The 17,041-nt window shown below is 62.8% G+C and carries 15 protein-coding genes and 1 pseudogene; 3 read left to right on the top strand and 13 right to left on the bottom strand.

Annotation, left to right across the window (positions count from 1 at the left end):
• Positions 1 to 354 precede the first annotated feature (354 nt).
• On the top strand, positions 355 to 1,506 hold the full coding sequence (locus B5V02_RS01990) for a helix-turn-helix transcriptional regulator (protein ID WP_111542564.1): 1,152 nt from the start codon (positions 355 to 357) through the stop codon (positions 1,504 to 1,506).
• A gap of 5 nt (positions 1,507 to 1,511) precedes the next feature.
• Here the strand turns inward: B5V02_RS01990 and B5V02_RS01985 are convergent.
• From B5V02_RS01985 to B5V02_RS01955, 7 genes and pseudogenes are all read right to left on the bottom strand, one after another.
• Positions 1,512 to 1,649 (bottom strand): annotated as a pseudogene (locus B5V02_RS01985) (SDR family oxidoreductase); the annotation flags it as partial.
• Between the two features lie 60 nt (positions 1,650 to 1,709).
• On the bottom strand, positions 1,710 to 3,983 hold the full coding sequence (locus tag B5V02_RS01980; protein WP_111542563.1) for a beta strand repeat-containing protein: 2,274 nt from the start codon (positions 3,981 to 3,983) through the stop codon (positions 1,710 to 1,712).
• A 203-nt stretch (positions 3,984 to 4,186) separates the two neighbouring features.
• Positions 4,187 to 4,957: an SDR family oxidoreductase gene (locus B5V02_RS01975; protein ID WP_111542562.1), complete on the bottom strand. Its 771-nt coding sequence runs from the start codon at positions 4,955 to 4,957 to the stop codon at positions 4,187 to 4,189.
• A 13-nt stretch (positions 4,958 to 4,970) separates the two neighbouring features.
• Positions 4,971 to 5,966, bottom strand: a complete 996-nt coding sequence (locus B5V02_RS01970) for an ABC transporter permease (protein ID WP_111542597.1) — start codon at positions 5,964 to 5,966, stop codon at positions 4,971 to 4,973.
• 124 nt (positions 5,967 to 6,090) lie between these two features.
• Positions 6,091 to 7,131: a sugar ABC transporter substrate-binding protein gene (locus B5V02_RS01965; RefSeq protein WP_111542561.1), complete on the bottom strand. Its 1,041-nt coding sequence runs from the start codon at positions 7,129 to 7,131 to the stop codon at positions 6,091 to 6,093.
• 38 nt (positions 7,132 to 7,169) lie between these two features.
• Positions 7,170 to 7,934 (bottom strand): ATP-binding cassette domain-containing protein, encoded by a 765-nt coding sequence (locus tag B5V02_RS01960; RefSeq protein WP_111542560.1) that lies wholly within the window; start codon positions 7,932 to 7,934, stop codon positions 7,170 to 7,172.
• A complete protein-coding gene (locus B5V02_RS01955; protein ID WP_111542559.1) occupies positions 7,931 to 9,097 on the bottom strand; it encodes an ROK family transcriptional regulator in 1,167 nt (388 codons plus the stop codon). Before B5V02_RS01955 ends, B5V02_RS01960 begins: the two co-directional genes overlap by 4 nt.
• A gap of 217 nt (positions 9,098 to 9,314) precedes the next feature.
• Between B5V02_RS01955 and B5V02_RS01950 the strand changes: the two genes are divergently transcribed.
• Together B5V02_RS01950 and B5V02_RS01945 are read left to right on the top strand one after the other, a co-directional pair.
• Complete coding sequence (locus B5V02_RS01950; protein ID WP_111542558.1) at positions 9,315 to 10,493, top strand: M24 family metallopeptidase; 1,179 nt, start codon at positions 9,315 to 9,317, stop codon at positions 10,491 to 10,493.
• Complete coding sequence (locus tag B5V02_RS01945) at positions 10,480 to 11,697, top strand: M20 metallopeptidase family protein (RefSeq protein ID WP_111542557.1); 1,218 nt, start codon at positions 10,480 to 10,482, stop codon at positions 11,695 to 11,697. Before B5V02_RS01950 ends, B5V02_RS01945 begins: the two co-directional genes overlap by 14 nt.
• 25 nt (positions 11,698 to 11,722) lie before the next feature.
• Here B5V02_RS01945 and B5V02_RS01940 read toward each other — a convergent pair whose 3' ends face one another.
• The 6 genes from B5V02_RS01940 to B5V02_RS01915 all read right to left on the bottom strand — a co-directional run bounded on the left by B5V02_RS01940 (position 11,723) and on the right by B5V02_RS01915 (position 16,990).
• Positions 11,723 to 12,478 (bottom strand): ABC transporter permease, encoded by a 756-nt coding sequence (locus tag B5V02_RS01940; RefSeq protein ID WP_111542556.1) that lies wholly within the window; start codon positions 12,476 to 12,478, stop codon positions 11,723 to 11,725.
• Complete coding sequence (locus B5V02_RS01935; protein WP_111542555.1) at positions 12,475 to 13,248, bottom strand: ABC transporter ATP-binding protein; 774 nt, start codon at positions 13,246 to 13,248, stop codon at positions 12,475 to 12,477. Before B5V02_RS01935 ends, B5V02_RS01940 begins: the two co-directional genes overlap by 4 nt.
• Positions 13,248 to 14,276: an ABC transporter substrate-binding protein gene (locus B5V02_RS01930; protein ID WP_111542554.1), complete on the bottom strand. Its 1,029-nt coding sequence runs from the start codon at positions 14,274 to 14,276 to the stop codon at positions 13,248 to 13,250. Before B5V02_RS01930 ends, B5V02_RS01935 begins: the two co-directional genes overlap by 1 nt.
• A gap of 91 nt (positions 14,277 to 14,367) precedes the next feature.
• Positions 14,368 to 14,805 carry a VOC family protein gene (locus B5V02_RS01925; protein ID WP_208647025.1) on the bottom strand — a complete coding sequence of 146 codons (438 nt, stop codon included), beginning with the start codon at positions 14,803 to 14,805 and terminating at the stop codon, positions 14,368 to 14,370.
• Positions 14,806 to 14,807: 2 nt separating this feature from the next.
• Positions 14,808 to 15,551 carry a FadR/GntR family transcriptional regulator gene (locus tag B5V02_RS01920; RefSeq protein ID WP_111542552.1) on the bottom strand — a complete coding sequence of 248 codons (744 nt, stop codon included), beginning with the start codon at positions 15,549 to 15,551 and terminating at the stop codon, positions 14,808 to 14,810.
• Positions 15,548 to 16,990, bottom strand: coding sequence for an FAD-binding oxidoreductase (locus B5V02_RS01915; protein WP_245445595.1), 1,443 nt, complete (start codon positions 16,988 to 16,990; stop codon positions 15,548 to 15,550). Before B5V02_RS01915 ends, B5V02_RS01920 begins: the two co-directional genes overlap by 4 nt.
• Positions 16,991 to 17,041: the final 51 nt, after the last annotated feature.

The raw sequence follows: 17,041 nt of genomic DNA, 5'->3' as shown, positions 1-17,041 counted from the left end.
CGGTCCAATTTGAAGCGGTGAACCACGCGCCACCTGCAAGACCATTCCAAACCGACATGCTGACCCCCGCCGAAACAGATTCTCAATTGAAGCAGAAGTTTCCTGAGTCGTTGCGGCTGGACGCAGTCTTGGAATCCAACGCTACTCAGGGCCAGGGCGCCTGAATTGGCGCGCTCTGGAACCTGCCTTGCGCCGCCCACTTGGCCTAGCGTGTTGCAAATGTCGTCACCCGAAAGAATGAGGTCTCAGAAATCCTTCGGCTTGCGTTGAGCTTTTCGAGGCCAAGCTGATATAGGCAGGGACGTGCGGTATCCCTGACTGACGGAAAAGGGAGGCGCTATTGGGCAGGGGTGAATGGGCAGGCTGAGCAACGACTTGCTTTCGTCGATCATAGGCGACATCTACGATTGCGCGCTCAATTCGGAGTTCTGGACCGACGTCATGGTCCGGCTCACGGAGGCCGTGGACGCCGCCTATTCAACCATCGCGCTGGCTGATCCCGGCGATCAACATGGACGTTTTGCGGCCCAGTCGCCCTGGGATTCGGAGCAAATGCGCGTTCTGCAGCAGGACTACGGCTTCGAGGACATTCCAGGTCTGAAAGCCGTGGTCTTCGGCGACATCGACACACCGTTATCGACATTGTCGAGCATGACTGAAGCCGAACTTCAACGATCACCTTTCTACCGGAACTGGGCTGGCCCGCAGGGATTGCGCGAGGGCTGCATCACCAAGTTCGTGCACACCTCGGATCGGATCGGCCTCGTGAGCTTCACGACACGCGCGAGCAGGGGTGCGGTCACTGCTGAGGAGCAGCGCTTTATAGCGCTGCTTTCTCCTCATTTGCGCCGCGCTTCGCTGATCGGCGACCTGCTCGATAAGGCGCGCGTGACCGCCAGTCTCTATCGCGCGACGCTCGACAATCTTGCAGCCGCCGTCGTTCTTACCAGCGCGGATGGCGCGATCCTTTATGCGAACGGCCGTGCCGAGGCGATGCTCTCGACGCAGCAACCCATCTTTTCTAGAAACGGCATCCTCCAGGCACAAAATCCGATATCGGGCCGCGCCCTGCTGGAAGCGATATCGGGAGCCGCTCAAGCCGATGCCTCGCTTGGCGCGCGCGGCATCGGCTTGCCCTTATCCGCGGCCAGCCAGCCCCCAGCCGTTGCCTATGTATTGCCACTGGCCGAGGGGACCGCGCGCGCGGCTTTCCGTCCCGCATGCGCCGCCGTCTTCATCTCGATGACAATCTCGGCCGCGCCGCCCTCGGAGGCGGTGCTGACGACACTGTTCGATCTCACGCCAGCGGAAGTGCGGGTTTTGCTGGCCGTGGGCGGCGGACTGACCACCCAGAAGAGTGCGCTGTCGCTCGGGGTCGGTGAGAACACGATCAAGACCCACCTTGGCCGCATCTTTGCCAAGACCAACACGACGCGGCAGGCGGAGCTCGTCAAGCTTGTCTCTGATATTGGTGCGCCGCTCAGTCCGGGTGCAGACCAATTTTGATCTGATCACGGCGGCAGGAGCCGGAAGTCGCTGCCCTCGGGCAGCAGTTGACCGCCATCGACGACAATTGTCGTGCCGGTGATGTAGCTGGCATCGTCGGAGGCGAGGAACAGGAAGGCATTGGCGACGTGGCGCGGGCTGCCCGCTGGCGCCGAGAGCCCGCCACACATTTCCAATGTGGCGGGCCGTTTGCATTGCCCTCGTCACACCACGACGAAATCGGCGTTTGTCAGCGCGAGGTTTGCGGCCAGCGTGGCGAAGTGGGTCGAGCCGCCTGCTGCATTGCCGTTGCTGTCATAGTAGAGCCAGCCGGTGTCGGTCTCGTAGATGATGTGATCGGTGCCGTCGCCGGCAAGACCGGTGGTGTTCTTGACGAACTGTGCGGCCGTCAGCGTGCCGTTGGCGCCAAGCGCCGCGAAGATCGCATTATCGACCTGGATGGTATCCTCGACCACCGAGAAGTCGGTGATGCGGTCGACATTGGTCGAAGCGTTGAGCGCCGTGGTGAAGACGAAGCTGTCGTTGCCGGTGCTGCCGGACAGCGTGTCGTTGCCGAGGAGGCCGTTGATGACATTCGCACCCGAATTGCCGGTAATGACATTGGCGATCGAATTGCCGGTGCCGTTGATGTTGCCGGTGCTTCTCAGCGCCAGATTCTCCAGCTCCTGTCCCGACAGATTGAAGGAGACATAGGCCTGCACATTGTCGGTGCCCCCGCCATTGGCTTCGATGACATGATCGCCGGCATTGTCGACATAGTAGGTGTCGTTGCCGGTGCTGCCGCTCATTGTGTCGGCGCCGCCGAGACCATTGATGATGTTGTTGCCACTGTTGCCGGTGATGATGTTGGCGATCGAGTTGCCGGTGCCATTGATCGAGGTGCCACCTCTCAGCGCCAGGTTCTCCAGCTCCTGACCCGACAGGTTGAAGGAGACGTAGGCCTGGACATTGTCGGTGCCCTTGCCATTGATTTCGATGACCTGGTCGCCGGCATTGTCGACATAGTAGGTGTCGTTTTCGCCACCTCCACGCATGGTATCGACGCCTGTGCCACCATCCAGAAGATCGGCTCCCCGGCCGCCGTTCAACGTGTCGTTTCCAGCTTCGCCGTAAATTGAGTCATTGCCGTAATGCGTGTCGTTGGAACCATCACGTTCATCGCCCCAGAGCGTGTCGTTGCCGTCGTGGCCCATCAGAACATCGTTGCCGCCGCGGCCACGCATCTTATTGTCAGCCGCGTTGCCATAAAGCGCGTCGTTGAACGTGGTTCCACGCGCGTCGTTCACGCCGACCAATGTGTCGTAGCCGATGAAGAGGTTGCTCTCATCCATGTCGTGGGCATAGCCGCCCTGCAGATCGACCAGAACCGCGCCGTCCGCCCCGTTGTAGTTGACCCGGCCTCCCGCCCCAGCCAGGAATTTTACAACGTCGTTCCCGGCCGTGAGGTAGAAATCCATGTAGCCGCCGAACGTGTTGGTAAAGGAGGCATCGACGATGAAAGTGTCGCCAAAGGATGTGTCGTCGATGGCATGAATGCCGGATACGCGATCGACACCACCTTGCCCATCTGCGATGGCAAAACCGATGGCATTCGATCCGGCCGCAAGGCCAGCGCGGGCCTGTGCCGTGAGGTTGGCCACGACGGCAGTCGTCGCGTCGTCATAGCGGGTCTCGACATAGTCGATGTCGGTGTTTCCGGATGTCTGTGCAATGATTCTGTCATTGCCCTGGTCCCCCAACACGGTACCGGAAACCACCGTCAAGGTGTCGTTGCCGTTGCCGCCGCGCAAGAAATCGTAAACGTCCACAGTGGCCGACACGCCGCCATTGATTGTATCGGCGCCATCGCCGCCCGCAAGATAGTTGCTGCCGGTTGTGCCGGTGATGGTGTCGGCGAACTGGGTGCCTTCAGCATCCTCGATGCTGGTCAGCGTATCCGTGAAGCCCCAGCCGTCAACTACAACGCCGGTCGCCAAATTGATCGTTGCACCATGTGTGATGATGCCGCCGCCGTCGACGTCAATTCCATAGTCAAGACCGTCGTCCCTATAGGAAACCATATCTTCGCCGGCGCCGCCGATTATGGTGTCGGTGCCGCTTCCCGCAAATACTGTGCCACCGTTTGTTCCCATATGGATGATGTCGTTACCCGCCCTCGCAAACGCCCAAAAGGCGACATTTGCCATCGTGATGTTGTCTGCGAAGTAGCTGGCGTTCAGCCCCTCGACGCTGTTGAGCGTATCGGTGTTGCCCAGCCCGTCGGTGACGACACCGGTCTGCATGTTGATGGTCAGGCCGTTTGTGTAGTTCTCGTAGATGACGTCATCGATTCCATCCCCTCCATTCACCTGGTCATTGCCGCCAATCGCCATGATAATGTAGTCGTCGCCGGCCAATGCGTTGATGGTGTCGTCGCCGACCAGGTCCTGAATGCCGGGATTGATGTCGTTGCCGATGGTTCCGTTGATGACAGCCATTTGGTCCTCCCGCTGTTTGGCATTGTCCCAAGGATAGTTGTATCCGAAGGTTGCATTAGAGTCATCTTATATAAAGAACCATAGCGCCATGCTGTTCAGCGCCAACGAGGTGCCTCGAAATTCGAGTTCAATAGTATTGTTGGACAGCAGCGAAGTTTTTTCGAGGAAGCGTTACAGCTTGGGAGCGCCGTGGGGTTCTATGCTCAAGGCGGCAGGAGCCGGAAGTCGTTGCCCTCGGGCAGCAGCTGCCCGCCATCGACGATGATGGTCGTGCCGGTGATGTAGCTGGCATCGTCGGAGGCGAGGAACAGGAAGGCATTGGCGACGTCGCGCGGGCTGCCGAGGCGGCCGAGCGGTATGGAGTCTTCCATGTTCTTGATATAGGCCGCGCCGCGATGCAACTCGATCGCCTCAGTGAGGATGTTGCCGGGTTCGACACCGTTGACGGTGATGCCGTAGCCGGAGAATTCAAGCGCTGCGGCACGGATGAAGCCGTTGATGCCGGCCTTGCTGGCCGAATAGTGGCCGTGGCCGGGGCTGGTGACGTGCGGGCCGGTGATGGAAGAGGTGTAGAGCATGCGCCCGTAGTGCTGCGCCTTCATCGGCACCAAGGCGGCGCGGGTGGCATTGAAGGTGCCGCGCAGATTGACCGCCATGACGCGGTCCCAGTCGTCGGCGCTGGTGTTCTCGATCAACTGCCAGGGATAGATGCCGGCATTCTGCACGACGATGTCGAGGCGGCCGTGGTGTTCGAGCGCCAGCGCCACCGCGGCCTCGGCCTCAGTCATCAGGGAAATGTCGGTGCGGATGAAGGGGACGCTCAGTCCGTCCGCAGTCGCTTGCCCGGCCGCAACCTCGGTGTCGGCGAGCACCAGCCTCGCACCCTCTTCGGCGAAGCGCAGCGCGATGCCCTTGCCGATGCCGCGGGCGCTGCCGACGATCAGCGCCACCTTGTCTTGTAGTCGTCCAGTCATGCGAGCCGTCCTGTCATGCGAGTCTTTGGCGAATGGTTTGCTTGAAAGCGTCGAGCAGCACGGCGGCCAGCACCAGCAGGCCATGGATCACCTGGGTGAAGTTGGCCGGCAGGCCCATCAGGTTGATCGCCGTGTTGATGGCCGAGAGCAGCAGCACGCCGGCATAGACGCCGGGCAGGGTGCCGACACCGCCTTTCAGGCTGACGCCGCCGATGACGACGGCGGCAAAAGCGTTGAACAGCAGGCCGACGCCGAGATTGGCGGTGGCGCCCGAGGTGCGGATCGCCAGCAGCCAGCCGGCAAGGCCGGCAATGGCGCCGGCCAGCACGAAGGCGATGATCAGGTTGCGGTTCACCCGGATGCCGGCGCGGAAGGTTGCCGTCTCGTTGCCGCCGATCATGACGAGGTGCCGGCCGAACGGCGTCTTGGCCATGATCAGCGAGAAGACGACGAAACAGGCAATCGTGATCCAGGCGGTGAGCGGCAGGCCGATGAGGCGCTGGATACCGAACCAGCGGATGGCCGGCGCAAGGTCCTGCGCCGAGCGGCCGCCGGAAATGACCAGCACCAGGCCGCGCACCCAGATGTAGGACGCCAGCGTGATGATGAAGGCGCTCATCTTCACCCGCACCACCAGATAGCCGTTGAAGGCGCCGATCAGGCCGCCGACCGCCAGCGCCAGCAGCAGCGACACCGGAACCATCAGCCATTCCGGGTGCAGTTGCACGCCAAGCCCGATGCCCGACGAGCAGAACAGGATGCCGACCGCCATGGCGCTGAGCGCCGCGACGGATTCGACCGAGAGGTCCATGTGACCGGCAATGATGACCAGCGCCAGGCCGATCGACATGACGCCGAGCACGCTGGAGGCCTCGATGATGTTGGCGAAGATGCCAAGCTGGAAATAGTTCGGGATGAAGATGGAAAACACCACCAGCACGAACAGCAGCATGAACCAGACGAGGTTGTCGAGGACGAACTCCAGGGCGTGGCGCGTGCGGGGGTTCATGGGCTGATCCGGCTGGCGCATGACCCCGAAATCAAGTCGATTTTCGGAAACGATCATGCGCGGTTGGAATTGCGGAGGATTGGCTCCGGACCGAGATGGCCCGGAGCGTTTTTCAGCAGCGTGCCTATTCGACCGATTTGACGGTGTCCGTCGGCGGCTTCTGGTTGCCCCAGAAAGCCGGGTTGTCGACGTTTTCCTTGGTGATGGCGGCACCGGGGATCTTGATGTTCGGCCCCCAGGCTTCCTTGGTCACGGTCGATTTCAGGCCGAGCACGTCATATTCGCCGGGCTTGATCTCTTCCTTCTTGACGACGTTGTCCATGAACATGGCAACGGCCGCGGCCTGCGCGTAGAGCGGCTGCTCGACTTCGACGTTGAGCCAGCCCTTGCGGATCAGGTCGAGGCCGACCGGAGCGCCGTTCGAGCTCATCAGCATGACGTCGCCCGGTTTCTTGCCGGCAGCCTCGAGCGAGGCGACGGCAGCGACCGAGAGGTGCGCGGCATGGCTGAAGATCAGGTCGATGTCGGGGTTCGCCAGTATCTGGTCGTTGACGATGGTCCCGGCTGCATCCGCCGCCCATTGCATGGCCGGAAGCGAGATGATCTTGACGTCCGGGAACGCCTTCATCTTCTCCTCAAAGCCCTTCTGGATGTCGAGCGTGTAGGGGTCGCCGGGGTCGCCGAGCACCTGCAGCACCTTGCCCTTCACCGAACCGTTCTTGGCTTTCAGCAGTTTCTCGGCCTGGTCCGCGGCGACGTAGCCGATCTCGATCGTTCCAGCGACCGAGGTGAAGTCGGAGGGCGTCGAGGTGATCTGGCGGTCGAACTCGACCACCGGGATGCCGGCCGCGCGTGCCGCTTCAATGGACGGTTTCAGTGCATTGAAATCGACGGCGGCGAGGATGATCGCCGCCGGCTTCAGCGCAATGACGTCGTTCATCTGCGACTGCTGCGCGTCGGTCTTGTTGTCGGCGTTCAGCGCCTTCATCTCGTAGCCGACCTGCTTCAGGAACAGCTCCAGCGCACTCACCGAGCCGGTCTGGAACTCGTCGAGCAATGTCGGCACCATGTAGTAGACAGTACCTTTGGACTGGGCGAATGCCGGCATAAGCGTGGCAAAGGCCAGTGCCAGGATACCGAAGACAGCAAGAAGTATTCGCTTCATGTCGTTCGCTCCTGTTAAGCCGGACCCCTCTTTGTCCCTCAGCTTCCCGGTCCGGCACCGGCAAGCGTCTCCCCGGTGATCATGTTGATCACCGCGTCGGGACTTGTTTTGTTGCGTGCGACATCACCGGCCACGACCCCTTGGCGGATCACCACGATCCGGTCGGCGACCTGGAAGGCCTGCTGCATGATATGGGTGATGATGACGACGCCGATGCCCTGGCTCGCCACCTGGCGGATCATGTCGAGGCCGCGTCGCGTCTGCTCGACGCCAAGGGCGGCGAACGGCTCATCGAGCAGCACCAGCTTGCCGCCCCAATGCACGAACCGGTTGAGCTCGATCGCTTGCCGCTGGCCGCCCGAAAGGTGCTCGACATTGGTGCGCAGCGAGGGGATACGGGTGCCGGCGCTGGCCAGCGCCTTTTCGACGACAACTTCCATCGCACGCTCATCGAGCACCGGGATGCCAAGCACCTTCCTGGTGATCTCGCGCCCCATGAAGAAATTGGCGACCACGTCGACATTGGTGCACAGCGACAGGTCCTGGTAGACGGTTTCGATGCCCGCCGCCTTGGCTTCGGCGGGCGACCTGGCAAGGAACTCCTTGCCCTCGAACAGCATGCGGCCCGAGGTCGGCTCCAGCCCGCCGGCGATGATCTTGACCAGCGTCGATTTGCCGGCACCGTTGTCGCCCAGCAGCGCCACGACCTCGCCGCGGCCGATCGAGAAGCTGATCCCCTTCAGCGCTTCGATCGCGCCGTAGTTCTTGGTGACGTTGTCGAGCACCAGCAGGGGTTCGCTCATGCCGCAATCCCTCCACTTTTCAGGAGATCGCGCCCGCGTTCGCGTTCAGCCGTGAAGATCTGGCCGAAGCGCGGTGACAGCACCCCGGATACGGCAAGGGCGGCGGCGCCGCGCAACACCGAATGCTGCCCGCCACGCGCGACCATGACACGGGGCGTCGTGCGGTCCTTTCGCGCCGAGACGGAATTGTGCAGGCATTCGGTCGAACTGGCCAGCCGTTCGAGCAGATCGGTGGAGGCCAGCCCACCGAGGATGATCGTCTCGGGGTCGAACAGGTTCTCGATGATGGCGACGGCATTGCGAAAGATCGGGGCGACTTCCGCCACCCAATCGGCCTCGCTGCCATTCCAGCGCCGGAGCGCCTCGAGCGAGAGGTATCTTTCGAGACAGCCGCTGTTGCCGCAGGGGCAAGCCTCGCCGCCTGGAACGACGGGAATGTGTCCGACCTCGCCGGCATTTCCCCAGGCGCCGCGCAACACGCTGCCGTCGTGAACCATGACGCCACCCAGGCCGACGCCGAAATAGAGGTAATAGTACTCGGAAAACTGCGCGCCGAGGCCGTAGAGGCGCTCGCCCATGGCGGCGGCCGCCATGTCGGTTTCAAAGAAGGCCGGCAATCCGGTCGACGTCGCCAGCCGCTCGCGCAGCGCCACATCCTTCCAGCCGGTCATCGTGGTCGGGCCGACAAAACTCATGGACTCGACGCCGAACGGGCCGGGCAGGGCCAGGCCGACCCCGAGAACCCGACCTCCAGCCCGCAATCTGGTCAATTCAACCACCATCGCTCCGATCAGGTCGAAGGCATGGTCGGGCGTCGCATTCGGGGCTTCGCGGTACGTGCTCTCGATCACGTCGCCGCTTAGATTGATCAAGGCGGCACTGATGCCGAAAGGGGTGATGTGGATGCCGACGGCATAGCCGCCTTCGGGATTGATGCGCAGGGTCGCCGGCGGCAGGCCGCGGCCCTTCGGCTCTTCACGCAGGGACAGGATGTAACCCTGTTCTTCCAGTTCGCGAACGATGGTCGATACGGTCTGGACGGTGAGCCCGACGCGCCTGGCGATCTCGCCACGGGCGATCGGTCCCTGCAGGCGGATGGATTCAAGCACGATGCGCCGATTGTACGGCCGCCCGAACTCCTGATTGGTCCCCCTCAGTGCCATTACGTGCGCCCCTTAGGAGAGCGCAGCTTCGCACCGCTTATTTATTCAGTCAAATGGAATTCAAAAATAAATCGAGACAAAACCAAAATCGGAAGAAGTCCGTGAATCCCGTCCGGTTTAGGACCTGCTCACATGCTGTCCTTGGCTGATTGCCGCCATGTCGAAACCGTTTCAATGGTGAGCCCGCAACCGTTGAGTCAACAAGCCTGGAGCAGAGATGATCGAATTGCCGTTTGCCCGCGACGAGTACCAGCAGCGGCTTCGAAAGATCCGCGCCGAGATGGCGAAGCGCGGTCTCGAACTCCTGGTCGTCAATGACGTTGCCAACCAGCATTACATCACTGGCTATGATGGCTGGTCATTCTACACGCCTCAGGTGGTCCTCGTTCCTGTCGAAGCGGTCGAGCCGGTCTGGATCGGGCGCGCCATGGATGCGGCCGGTGGCCTTCTGACCGCCTGGATGAAGCCCGAGAACGTGGTTGGCTTCCCGGAAGACCATGTGCAGCGTTTCGATCGCCATCCCATGGACTGGATCGCGAGTTGGATCGTCGCCAAGGGTTGGGGTATCAGGCACACCGGCATCGAGCTCGAAGCCTATTATTTCTCAGCGAAGGCGCATGCCCGGCTTGTCGCCGGGCTTCCCAATGCGAAATGGCACGACGCCGATCTGCTGGTGAACTGGATCCGCGCGGTCAAATCGGCGCCCGAGATCGCTTATTTGCGCAAGGCGTCAACCTTGGCCGAGGCGGCGGTCACGCGGGCCTTCGAGGTGATCGCTCCGGGTGTTCGCGAGTGCGATGCCATTGCCTCCATCCAGGCGGCGCAGATCGCCGGCAGCCCGGACTTCGCCGGTGACATCACCGCCCTGCCGCCGACAATCCTCGGCGGCGAGAATGCTTCCGCGCCGCACATCATGTGGAGCGACAGGCGGTTCGGAGACAACGAGACAATTGCCCTGGAACTCGCCGGCGTCTGCCGTCGCTATGCTGCCGGGCTGGCAAGAACCCTGCAGCTTGGCAAAACGCCGACAAATGTCGCGGACACGGCCAAAGCAGTGATCGAGGGCATGGACGCGGTGCTCGACGCGGTGAGGCCGGGGATATCAGCTGAAGCGGTCGAAGCTGCCTGGCGCAAGGTAATTCAACGCTATGGACTGAAGAAGGAGTCGCGTATCGGCTATTCGATCGGCGTCGCCTATCCGCCGGATTGGGGCGAACACACGATCAGCCTCAGGCCGGGCGACAAGACAGTGCTGGAGCCCGGCAACGTCGTTCATTCCATTCTTGGCATGTGGATGGACGGTTGGGGCATCGAGATCAGCGAGACCATCCTGGTTACCGCAACCGGCCACGAGACGCTGACGAAGTTCCCGCGAGAGATTCATGTCAAATCCTGAGAGTGCGAATGCCGGCACGATCAAGATCGATGCCGGAATTCTCGATCGGATGATCGAGGTCCGCCGCCATCTGCACCGCAATCCGGAGCTTTCGAACCACGAAGCCAACACCCAGCGCTACTTGCGGCAGATGCTGGCTGGTCAGGGAATTGCCGACATCCGTGACGTCGCGGGCTTTGGCCTGGCCGTCGACATTGTCGGCACCGGCAAACCGTCAAATCGCAAGTTGGCCATACGCGCCGACATCGATGCCTTGCCAATCGAGGAGGAGTCCGGCGTCGACTATGCGTCGATCAATCCAGGTGTGATGCATGCGTGCGGTCACGACGCCCACGCATCGATGGCCTTCGCGGTTGCCGCGCATCTTCACCGATCGCGGGATGAGTTCGGCGGAACTGTCCGCCTCATCTTCCAGCCGGCCGAGGAGGGCGAGCCGTCGGGCGGCAGACGCGTGGTGGAAGAGGGGCTTCTCGACGATATCGACGCTGCCATCTGCGTTCACGTCGATCCGTACACACAGTCCGGCAAGATCGCGGTCAGCCCTGGTCCGTACACTCTGGCGTGCGATACGTTCGACGCTCTCGTCACAGGCGAGGCCGCTCATGCGGCAAAGCCGTATGAGGGCATCGATGCGATTGCCGTGGCCTGCTCCATGGTGAGCGAACTGCAGAAGATCGTCTCGCGCGAGATCGACCCGTACGATCCCCTGGTCATATCCGTAACCGGGATCAGCGGCGGCAGCGCCTACAATGTGATTGCCGGCAAGGTCGCATTGAAAGGCACCATCCGTGGCGGCAGCGACGCCACGCGTGAGCGGGCCTGGCGCCGCGTCCGTGCGATACTCGAGGGAATTGCGGCGAGCCACGGCGCCAGCGTGCAACTCGACATCCACAAGGGCGAACCGGGGGTCGTCAACGATATCGAGATGACTGAGCTGATTGTCGCCAGTGCCAGGGCCTGTATCGGGCCCGACAATGTTCTCAACATAGCTGGATGGACCATTGCGGACGACTTTGGCTACTACAGCGAGAAACGCCCATCGGTCTACTTTCGGCTCGGAATCCGCAATGAAGATGTCGGATCGGTCTTTCCGCTTCACCATTCCAGGTTTCGTGTCGATGAGGCCGCCTTGAAAGTCGGCGCAGCCACCCTGGTTTCGGCAGCCACGACGTTTCTGTCGATGCCACGAGACAGTCTCGACTGACCAATGCGCGAGGCGGATCGCCTGTTCAGTACTTGACGAGCCGGCGCTCGATCAGCACCACGGCGGAAAACAGCGCGATCGATAGGCCTGATGACAAGACGATCGCTGCGTAAAGCCGGTCGGACTGGTAGTTGAAACTCGCCTGGATGATCAGCGCGCCGAGGCCCTTGTCCGAGCCGATCCATTCGCCGACGATGGCGCCGATGACCGCCGTCGCCGATGCGATCCTGAGCGAGGAGAACAGCATCGGCAAGGCGCGGGGCAGGCGCAGGCTGCGAAAAATTTCCCAGCGCGTCGCCGACAGCACCCGGAACAGCTCATGCTCGTTGTCGCTGGCCGAATCCAGGCCGCGAATCATGTTCACCAGCGTCGGGAAGAAGCAGATCACCGCAGCGATGACGATCTTCGGCGTCATGCCAAGCCCGAAGATCAGGATGATGATCGGCGACAGCGCCAGGATCGGAATGGTGTTGAAGAACAGCACGATCGGAAAATACGCCGCCTGGAGGATGCGGTTGTGCACGAACAGAACGGCCAGCAGGACAGCAGCCAGGTTGCCGATGACGAAGCCGGCCAGCGCCTCGATCAGCGTCGGCCTGAGATTGTCGACGAGCAGCGCGAAATTCCTCTGGAAGACGCCGAATATCGCCGTTGGCGTCGGCACGATATAGGCCGGCACGCCGAGAACGGGCAGCAGAAACTGCCAGGTGAGAAGGATCGACGCCGCACCGAGAACGGGCAGGGCGATGGCAGCCTGCGGAGACAGGGGTGCCGGCCTCATGACGCGCGCTCCAGCGCGGTCCGCAGCTCGGCCATGGCGGCGACGATCGCCGGATCTTCGCGCGAGCAGCGGTTGCCGTCCTGCTTGAACGGCCGCATGTCGATGTCCTTGGCAAGTCGCCCCGGATTGGCGGCGAGAACGATGACCCTTTCGCCGAGATAGGCGGCTTCGGCGATCGAATGGGTGACGAACAGGATCGTCGTGCCGGTGCGCCTCCACAAAGTGAGCAGCTCGTCGTTGAGCCGGTCGCGGGTGATCTCGTCGAGAGCCCCGAACGGCTCGTCCATCAGCAGCAGCTTCGGTTGGCCGAGCAGCGCGCGGGCAATTGCCACACGCTGGCGCTGGCCACCGGAAAGCTGGTGCGGCAGGCGCTCGCCGAAGCCGGCAAGCCCCATCAGTTCCAGCAATTCGTCGCTGCGATCCTCGATGCTGCGGGTCAGGCTGACCTGCCCGACGCCAAGCGGCAGGCGGACATTGTCGCGCACCGTGCGCCAGGGCAGCAGGGTCGAGTCCTGGAAGACGAAGCCGACATCGCGGCGCGATCGCACCGCATGCGGCGTGTCGCCGAGCACACTGATCGTGCCGCCGAGCGGATCGAGCAAATCGGCAACCACCCGGAGCAAGGTCGACTTGCCGCAGCCCGAGGGTCCGAGGATCGACAGGAAGGATCCGGCCTCGACGTTGAGGTCGAGACCGGAAAGCACTTTGACGGCGGCCTGGCGGCCGCCATAGCCGACATCCAGGCCGCGGGTCTCGATCGCGTTCGCCATCAGGCGGCGGGCGCGTCGAGCTTCGGCCGGTCGGCGGCCGAAAGTTCGAGGATCTTGGTCGTGTAGACGTCGGCCGCCGCCGGCCGGCCGTTCGGATACTGTCCGACCTTGTCGAGCAACGCCAACTGCTCCTCGATGGAGGCGGGATCGAAGGTGCCCCAACCGTCCCTGGCCGTTGCCGCATCGAAGGAGAGCTTGAGCACCAGGTTGACGGTCTTCTCTTCCCAGCCGAGGTCCATTTCCGGATAGGCGGCGACCATCTTCTTCACGGCCTCCTGCGGGTTGGCGTGCACCCAGCCCCAGCCCTTGGCGACCGCGCCGATGAACTTCGCCAGCGTGCCCGGATCCTTTTCGATCGCGGCGTCGGTGGCGAAATAGACGTCGGCGTAGGAATTCAGTCCGAGATCGCGCACCAGAAGGTCGATGCGGTCGTCGCCGACGACGCTCAAGGCCTGCGTGTTGGTGATCCACCCGCCAATGGCATCGACATCGCCGCGCACCAGCGGCGCCTTGTCGAAGCCGACATTGACGACAGTGACATCGGACGGGCTCATGCCGTTCTTGGCCAGGATCTCATCAATGACGAAACGCGCGGTTGGCTGGATGCCGATCTTCTTGCCCTTGAGGTCGGCGATGCCGCGGATCGGGTTTGCTGCCTTCGAGGTGAAGGCGTAGGGGCCGGTGCGGAAGCCGCAGGCGATGATCTTTATCGGTACGCCGCTGGCGCGCGCCGCAAAAAGCTGCGGCGTTTCGGAAAACTGGCCGAGCTGCGCGGCGCCGGAGATCACCGGCGGCACCGTCGCGGCGTTGGGGCCGCCCGGGCTGAATTCCACGTCGAGCCCGGCATCCTCGAAGTAGCCATTGGCGACAGCCGCGATGTCGCCGATCTGGCCGTTGGACATCAGCCAGTCATACTGGATGACGACCTTTCCGGCCGCCTTCGCACCCGGCGTCAGCACCAGTTGCATCCCGGCCGATGCGGCGGCAACGGCTGCTATGCCTGATATCATGAAGCTGCGGCGGTTCATGTCGTAATGTTTGTTCCCACTCATTTTTCGCTCCTGTTGCAAGACTTGTCTGTCTCTTCATTGCGCGCCGTTCCCTTGGGCGCGCTGTCGTCTACGGCCGTTCTTCGTGGTAGTCGCCGGGGCCGCCGTCGAGCCAGGCGTAGAGTTCCCAGAGCGTGTCGTCCGGGTCGGTGAAATAGGCGCAGCGCGCGTTCCAGACATAGTCCCCAGGCGGGCCCTGGAAGGGCACGCCCTTGGCCGTCAGATCGGCATAGAGGCGGTCGATTTCGCCGGGCGCGTCGAGTTTGACCGCGACGCAAACCTTGTGCGCAAGGCGCGGCGAACGCAGCTTCGACACGCCGGTGTGCTGGCTGATATGGTCGATCTCCCAGGCCGCAAGCGTCACGCCCTCGCCATGGAAATCGGCAAAACCCTCGGCGCGCCGGCGCAGGCGGAAGCCGAGCCTGTCGACATAGAACGCCACCGTGCGATCGATGTCCTCGACAAGCAGGCAGACGTCCGAAATCCGGTATGCGGTGCCGAGCGCCATGGCTATTTCCTTCCGTCGGCGCGCTGGGCGCGCGACGTCGGCAGCTTGACGCCGACACGGTCGGCGGCGCCGATGATGTGCGCGCGCATCGCCGCTTCGGCAGCCGCCGGGTCGCCGGCGACCAGTGCCTCATAGATGCGCACATGCTCGCCGACATTGACTTCCACCAGGTCGTGCAAGGGGTTGGTGAGCCGCGCGTAGTAGATCGAGCGCCGGATCTGTTCGCAGACGAAGGAGATGAAGGTGTGGATATAGCTGTTGCCCGTCGCCCGCGCGATTTCGCGATGGAACAGAAGGTCGGCATCGATGCTGCCGTCTTCCCAGCGCTCCTCGCCGCTCATGCGGTCGAGCGCTGCCTTGATGGCGTCGAGATGCTCCTGCCCGCGCCGCTCGGCGGCAAGCGCGGCTGACTCGGCCTCGAGGATGCAGCGCAGCTCGAAGAGCCGCTCCATGTTCTGCCCTTCCTTCAGCGTCTCACGATCGATGCGGATCGCCGCCCGCTGCTCCGGCGCCAGGACGAAAGAGCCGATGCCTTGTCGCGCCTCCACCATGCCGTCGGCGCGCAATTGCGCGATCGCCTCGCGCACCACGTTTCGGCTGACGCCGAATTTTTCGGAAAGCTGTTGCTCCGTTGGCAGCAGGCTGCCCGGATTGAGGTCGCCGGACTCGATCTCGCGGCTGAGGAAAGCCGCGACCCGGTGCGGCAGCGCCTCGACAGTGCCGATGGCAGCCAATCGTTGTTTCATGAAACGGTCTCCATCGAGGGAAAGAGGCAGCCGGGGTTCATCAGCCCGTTCGGATCGAGGGTATTTTTGAGTGCGCCGACGAGCCGGCGGTGGACGGGGGATAGTCCAGCCCAGTAAACGCGCTGGCGGGTGCGCCCGATGCCGTGTTCGGCGCTGATCGAGCCGCCAAGTGCGTTGACGATGTCGTAGAGCCCAGCCGTGATCTTGACGCCCCTGGCGCGCGACTCGGGCTCGGCAAGGTCGAGCGGCGGCAGCACGTTAAAATGGATGTTGCCGTCGCCCGCATGGCCGTAGGCCTGGGGAAGCCAGTCCGGATGCTCCAGCGCGACAAACTGGCGGGCCTGAGCGATGAGCGTGGGAATGTCCGAGATGCGCACGGAAAGATCGGTGCGCACGTGGTAGCCGCGCTTGGCCTGGCCCTCGACCAGCCCTTCGCGAATGGACCAGAAAGCCATGGCCTGTGCGCCGCTTTCGGCCAGAACGGCGTCAGTGACGAGATGCTTTTCGATGGCACCGGCAAGGAAGTCGACCAGCAGGGTGCGCAGGTCGATGGCAGCGCTCGACGACAGCTCGATCAGCACATGAACAGGGGCAGTGACCGGCGCGACGATGTTCGGATCGACCAACCGCGCAAGCCCCATGCATTCCGAGCCGATGATCTCGAAGGCGGATATCAGGTCCGAGCATCCGCGTCGGGCTTGCCTGAACAGCGTGATGGCCGCTTCGAACGAGGCAAGGCCCAGATACGCCGTCTCGACCCGGCCGGGTTTCGGAAACAGCTTGACCTCGACGCCGGTGATGATGCCCAGCGTTCCTTCGCTGCCGATGAAAATCTGCTTCAGGTCGTAGCCGCGATTGTCCTTGCGCAGGCCGGAAAAGCCGCTCCACAATTCGCCGTCCGGCAGCACCACTTCCAGGCCGACAATGAGATCGCGGGCCATTCCGTAGCGCAGCACGTTGACGCCGCCGGCATTGCTGGCCGCGTTGCCGCCGATCTGACAGCTGCCCTGGGCGCCGAGCGCCAGCGGAAACAGGCAATCCTGGCTTTCGGCGGCATCCTTGATGTGCTGCAGGATGCAGCCGGCATCGGCCTGCAAGATGAAATTGTCGGCGTCGACGAGGCGGATGCTGTTCAGCCGCTCCAGGCTGATGACCACCGCGCCCCGGCTCGTGCCGATGTCGATCGCACCCGCCACCAGCCCGGTGTTGCCGCCCTGCGGGATCATCGCCAGCCCCAGCGTGCCGCACAGCCGCACAGCGGCCTGCACCTCCGCGACCGAAGCCGGCTTCAGCACGGCAAGGGCACCGCCATGATGATCGCCAGACCAGTCTCCGAGATATCTGGCCATGCCCGCAGCGTCGGCTGCCACGCCGCTCTGCCCCAGAACACCCTCCAGGGCAGCGAGAACGTCAGGCGAGATGCCGTGGTGGATGGTCATTGTCGGGCCGGCTTTGATGCGGGTGTGTATGGTTATACATATCATCCTACA

Source organism: Mesorhizobium kowhaii (genome assembly GCF_003253745.1).
Lineage (GTDB): Bacteria > Pseudomonadota > Alphaproteobacteria > Rhizobiales > Rhizobiaceae > Mesorhizobium > Mesorhizobium kowhaii.
The sequence above is the reverse complement of the archived record's forward strand: the minus strand, read 5'-3'. Positions and strand labels throughout refer to the sequence as shown.

Coding starts and splice junctions, on each gene's coding strand:
- B5V02_RS01950 (WP_111542558.1), top strand. CDS start 9,315: ATGATCGAATTGCCGTTTGCCCGCGACGAGTACCAGCAGCGGCTTCGA.
- B5V02_RS01960 (WP_111542560.1), bottom strand. CDS start 7,934: ATGAGCGAACCCCTGCTGGTGCTCGACAACGTCACCAAGAACTACGGC.
- B5V02_RS01920 (WP_111542552.1), bottom strand. CDS start 15,551: ATGAAACAACGATTGGCTGCCATCGGCACTGTCGAGGCGCTGCCGCAC.
- B5V02_RS01990 (WP_111542564.1), top strand. CDS start 355: ATGGGCAGGCTGAGCAACGACTTGCTTTCGTCGATCATAGGCGACATC.
- B5V02_RS01930 (WP_111542554.1), bottom strand. CDS start 14,276: ATGAACCGCCGCAGCTTCATGATATCAGGCATAGCAGCCGTTGCCGCC.
- B5V02_RS01935 (WP_111542555.1), bottom strand. CDS start 13,248: ATGGCGAACGCGATCGAGACCCGCGGCCTGGATGTCGGCTATGGCGGC.
- B5V02_RS01970 (WP_111542597.1), bottom strand. CDS start 5,966: ATGAACCCCCGCACGCGCCACGCCCTGGAGTTCGTCCTCGACAACCTC.
- B5V02_RS01940 (WP_111542556.1), bottom strand. CDS start 12,478: ATGAGGCCGGCACCCCTGTCTCCGCAGGCTGCCATCGCCCTGCCCGTT.
- B5V02_RS01980 (WP_111542563.1), bottom strand. CDS start 3,983: ATGGCTGTCATCAACGGAACCATCGGCAACGACATCAATCCCGGCATT.
- B5V02_RS01975 (WP_111542562.1), bottom strand. CDS start 4,957: ATGACTGGACGACTACAAGACAAGGTGGCGCTGATCGTCGGCAGCGCC.
- B5V02_RS01955 (WP_111542559.1), bottom strand. CDS start 9,097: ATGGCACTGAGGGGGACCAATCAGGAGTTCGGGCGGCCGTACAATCGG.
- B5V02_RS01965 (WP_111542561.1), bottom strand. CDS start 7,131: ATGAAGCGAATACTTCTTGCTGTCTTCGGTATCCTGGCACTGGCCTTT.
- B5V02_RS01925 (WP_208647025.1), bottom strand. CDS start 14,805: ATGGCGCTCGGCACCGCATACCGGATTTCGGACGTCTGCCTGCTTGTC.
- B5V02_RS01945 (WP_111542557.1), top strand. CDS start 10,480: ATGTCAAATCCTGAGAGTGCGAATGCCGGCACGATCAAGATCGATGCC.
- B5V02_RS01915 (WP_245445595.1), bottom strand. CDS start 16,990: ATGACCATCCACCACGGCATCTCGCCTGACGTTCTCGCTGCCCTGGAG.